The sequence below is a fragment of the Deltaproteobacteria bacterium genome, from assembly GCA_016213065.1.
GTDB lineage: Bacteria > UBA10199 > UBA10199 > SPLOWO2-01-44-7 > SPLOWO2-01-44-7 > JACRBV01.
On the sequence record JACRBV010000089.1, the window covers coordinates 1 to 3,496 of the forward strand.

General features: G+C 44.1%; 6 protein-coding genes and 1 pseudogene. All 7 read right to left on the reverse strand.

Features of this window, described 5'->3' with window-relative positions; all coding sequences use genetic code 11:
* On the reverse strand, nt 1–531 hold a 531-nt coding region (locus HY877_05225; protein MBI5299678.1), incomplete at its 3' end, for a polyribonucleotide nucleotidyltransferase.
* Nucleotides 532–668: 137 nt separating this feature from the next.
* Entirely contained in the window at nt 669–938 is a 270-nt protein-coding gene (gene rpsO / locus HY877_05230) for a 30S ribosomal protein S15 (protein ID MBI5299679.1), read from the reverse strand.
* Between the two features lie 71 nt (nt 939–1,009).
* Entirely contained in the window at nt 1,010–1,657 is a 648-nt protein-coding gene (locus HY877_05235; protein ID MBI5299680.1) for a ribonuclease HII, read from the reverse strand.
* Between the two features lie 82 nt (nt 1,658–1,739).
* Nucleotides 1,740–2,126, reverse strand: a complete 387-nt coding sequence (gene rplS / locus HY877_05240) for a 50S ribosomal protein L19 (protein MBI5299681.1) — start codon at nt 2,124–2,126, stop codon at nt 1,740–1,742.
* 189 nt (nt 2,127–2,315) lie between these two features.
* Nucleotides 2,316–3,044, reverse strand: coding sequence for a tRNA (guanosine(37)-N1)-methyltransferase TrmD (gene trmD / locus HY877_05245; protein MBI5299682.1), 729 nt, complete (start codon nt 3,042–3,044; stop codon nt 2,316–2,318).
* Between the two features lie 6 nt (nt 3,045–3,050).
* Nucleotides 3,051–3,296 carry a KH domain-containing protein gene (locus HY877_05250; protein ID MBI5299683.1) on the reverse strand — a complete coding sequence of 82 codons (246 nt, stop codon included), beginning with the start codon at nt 3,294–3,296 and terminating at the stop codon, nt 3,051–3,053.
* 10 nt (nt 3,297–3,306) lie between these two features.
* Nucleotides 3,307–3,483 (reverse strand): annotated as a pseudogene (rpsP, locus tag HY877_05255) (30S ribosomal protein S16).
* Nucleotides 3,484–3,496 lie beyond the last annotated feature (13 nt).

Here is a 3,496-nt window from a genome sequence, read left to right on the forward strand (position 1 = left end):
AACGATGATATCCAGATCTGATTCTTCCATTTGTCTGGGGGTTGGGTTCACAACAAATTTTCCCTCCACACGTCCCACGCAAATTCCCGCGATGGGTCCGAGGAAAGGCGCTGACGACAACATCAGAGCGGAAGAGGCGCCAATCATTGCCAAGATGTCAGGTTCATTGTCCAAATCTGCGGAAAGCACTGTTGCAATGACCTGCGTTTCATTGTGATAATTTTCGGGAAATAAAGGACGGATGGGACGGTCGATAAAACGGGAAGTGAGAGTTGCCATTTCAGAGGGTCTTCCCTCTCTCTTAAAAAATCCACCCGGGATTTTTCCGGCCGCAAATGTTTTTTCGACATAATCAACGGTTAGCGGAAGGAAATCGACATTTTCTTTTGGTGTTTCTGAAACGGTTGCGGTGACCAAAACGATGGTGTCTCCATATCGAACAACAACGGATCCACCGGCCTGTTTTGCCAATTCTCCGGTTGAGAGGGTTAAGGTTCTGCCACCAAATTCTGCTTTTACTGAATGGTCCATGAGGCACCTCCTGATTTTATTTCGAGGAATTTGAGTTGAAGAGGGTTTTGAATTAAAGAGTGCTGATAACTAGTAACAACAGAGGTGTAACAAAGGACACCTCGATTTTTATCAATTATCAGAGCTCTTTCTAGCCTTTATTTTCTTAAACCCAAATCCTCGATGACTTTTTTATAACGCTCCACATCGGACAACTTAAGATAATTCAAAAGTTTGCGCCGTAATCCAACCATTTTCAACAGGCCGTGCCTGCTGGCATGATCTTTTTTGTGGGATGCGAAATGTTTATTTAATTCTTCAATGCGCTGGGAAAGAATAGCTACTTGGACTTCCGGTGAACCGGTATCCCCGGTATGCCGTTCAAATTTGCCAATAATTGCCTGCTTTTTTTCTGTATTCAGTGACATGGGTGGGGACCCTAGCATGAGAAATTCAATGGTGTAAAGCTGTTTTTTGGGAACGGACCATAGACTATGGACTATAGACCATGGACTACACCCCTGAAAGTCAGCCTGTGGAGGCATGTTGGGCCATTGTTTTTAATTTCTTTATAATGTTGTTTCGTTGCATATCCCTTATGTTTCGCGAAACCAAATTGTGGAAATTTTTCTCCCAAACGAATCATCAAACGATCCCTTGTCACCTTGGCTACAATAGAAGCGGCGGCGATGGAAAGACTCAGACAATCTCCTTTGATAATTGGTTTTTGAGGAATCGAAACTGAAATTTTTTCACGCCCATCTACCAACACAAAATCAGGATTGATGGAACAGGATTGAACCGCTGTTGTCATCGCTTTGAGAGAGGCCCTAAGAATATTGATCCGGTCAATTTCATTCGCCTCCACCAAGCCGACACCAACTCCGATTGCTTTTTCAAGGATCAAATCATAAAAATAATCTCTCTGATTGGGGGTTAATTGTTTGGAATCATTGACACCGGAAAAGGTCTCTTCTTCCCAAGGTAAAATCACACAGGCGGCGATAACGGGACCGGCAAGACAACCTCTCCCAGCCTCATCAACACCGGCGATTTTGGGGTATCCTTGAGATTTTACTTGCACTTCAAATTCAAGAAGGTTTTTAAAAACTTCTGATTTGTCATTCCCGCGAAAGCGGGAATCCAGTGTTTCATTACTGGTTCCCGACTTTCGTCGGGACGACGTCTGGATCCCCGCCTTCGCGGGGATGACATTGTTGGATGTACCTTTAAGAAGGTTGCGGCTCCTTGGGCTCCGCTTTTTCTGTGACAAAGCGCTCCTCCCCTTCAATACGAGCCTTACGTCCGGATAATTTTCTCAAATAATAAAGGCGTGATCTTCTGACTTTTCCTTTTTGGATGATTTCTATGTGATCGATGATGGGAGAATGCAGGGGGAAAATGCGTTCCACACCCACTCCGTAAGAAATTTTTCGCACGGTAAACGAGGCGGCAGAACCAGCTCCTCTGGAGCGCAACACAACACCTTCAAAGGCCTGCAAACGTTCCTTCTCCCCTTCTTTAATTTTGACGAAAATGCGAACCGTGTCTCCGGGACGGAAATCGGGAATCCCCTTTTTGCAATAAGCTTCTTCTATTTTTTGGATTAAATTCATAAAAACTCCTCGAGAGTATCTCATTAAATGGTGTCATCCTGAACCCTTCGCCATTATTGTCATTCTGAGCGGAGCGAAGAATCTGCTCGCGCTCAGGGTAAACTCCGTGAAGGATCTACTTGATAAAAAAATGGATTCTTCGCTTCGCTCAGAATGACAGGCCCATAAAACGATTCACAAGATATACTCTCATTTTTTAGTGGGCGGACTATTAGCCAGTTTAGTCTTTTTTGCAACTTTTATTTCCTTTTTTAGTAAATCAGGACGCCTTTCACGGGTGATGCGGATCGCCTCTTTACGCCGCCATGATTCAATTTCCTTATGATGTCCTGATAGAAGAACATCCGGCACCTTTAAACCTTCAAATTCGGGAGGGCGTGTGTATTGCGGATATTCCAGAAGTCCCTGTTGAAACGATTCCTGAAAAATGGAAACTTCATTCCCCAAAACACCGGGCAAAAGCCGTACGACTGTTTCCAAAACAACGGCAGACGCGACCTCTCCACCATTCAAAACATAATCACCAATGGAAACTTCTTCATCCACTCTCAAGTCAACAACCCTTTCATCAACCCCTTCATACCGGCCACAAATTAAAATGAGTTGCTCTAACTGCGACCAATCCTCTGCCATCTGTTGATTAAATAATTTACCGCGCGGGGTTAACAAAACAGTACGCGATTTTTTTTCTTTTGGAATGGCATCAAGGGCTCTCACCAAAGGCTCTGGTTTTAAAACCATCCCTGCACCTCCACCATAAGGAATGTCATCAACACGATGATATTTATCGGTGGCGTAATCGCGAAAATTGTGCAGATTTACTTTGATTTTACAGGAGGTTATAGCTTTACCTAATAACGAAACCTTGAGACAAGATTCGTAAAATTTAGGAAAAATCGTCAGAATTTCAAAATACACGGCCAATTACTCAATAATCTCTAAAACAGAGCGTTGGCGTAGTTTTGTTGAAGCGGCGCTTAAAATGGTTCTTAACGATCTGGCAGTCCGACCTTCTTTGCCAATGACTTTACCCAAATCTTCTTTGGCCACTTTAAGTTCGATGACGGTAGTCTGTTCCCCTTCCACTTCGGTTACTTCCACCAATTCCGGTTTGTCAACCAGCGCCTTGGCGATGGTTTCGATCAACGACTTGATACTGCTGTCTCCCATAGTCCCCCCCTCAAGCAACGCGCTTTGGTGAAATGCCGCATTCTCTTTTCAATAATTGATAAACAATTCTTGTGGGCAATGCCCCCTGATTCAGCCAGAACTCGACCCGCTCTTTTTTGACGGTGAATTTTTTTTCGGGAAGTTTCGGATTGTAGGTCCCCAAAACTTCGAGGCAACGACCATCTCTGGAACGCTAATGC